This window comes from Enterobacter cloacae complex sp. S1, assembly GCF_014930525.1.
In the GTDB taxonomy this organism is placed as follows: Bacteria; Pseudomonadota; Gammaproteobacteria; order Enterobacterales; family Enterobacteriaceae; genus Enterobacter; species Enterobacter hormaechei_C.
Genome location: NZ_JADBRE010000058.1, coordinates 1 through 395, shown reverse-complemented (window position 1 = coordinate 395; position 395 = coordinate 1). Strand labels below are relative to the sequence as shown.

Genomic DNA, 395 nt, shown 5'->3' with positions numbered 1-395 from the left:
CGCCGGTACGGTGATCCCAAGCTGGGACAACATATTATTGAGGCTCTGGCCCGTAAACGGCGCCTGCATCGTCTGGTCGCCCGTGCCATCAAGCCCCACCACCAGCCCGTAGCCCATTAGCGAGTTGGAGCGTACCCCCTGCACCGTGGCCAGATCGCGAATTCGCTCGGCCTGCGCCGGCGTGTACAGCATCGGAATGCTGAGCAGCAGGCCGAGAAATAACAGAATGGATTTTGTATTCATCGTCGTATCAAAAAGGAGAAAGGTTCAGGAACAGGCGTTGCAGCCAGCCCATCGTCTGCGCTTCGTTGATGTAGCCGTTGCCGACATACTCAATGCGCGCATCCGCCACCTGAGTTGAGGGCACGGTGTTGGCCCCGCTGATGGTGCGAGGG

General features: G+C 59.2%; 2 protein-coding genes. Both read right to left on the bottom strand.

The genetic code is table 11. From position 1 onward, the window contains the following. A partial coding sequence (locus tag IM290_RS21305) for a flagellar basal body P-ring protein FlgI (protein ID WP_227009309.1) occupies window positions 1-192 on the bottom strand: 192 nt, incomplete at its 3' end. Between the two features lie 58 nt (window positions 193-250). Beyond that, the coding region (locus IM290_RS21300) for a flagellar basal body L-ring protein FlgH (protein ID WP_193354501.1) at window positions 251-395 on the bottom strand (145 nt) is incomplete at its 5' end.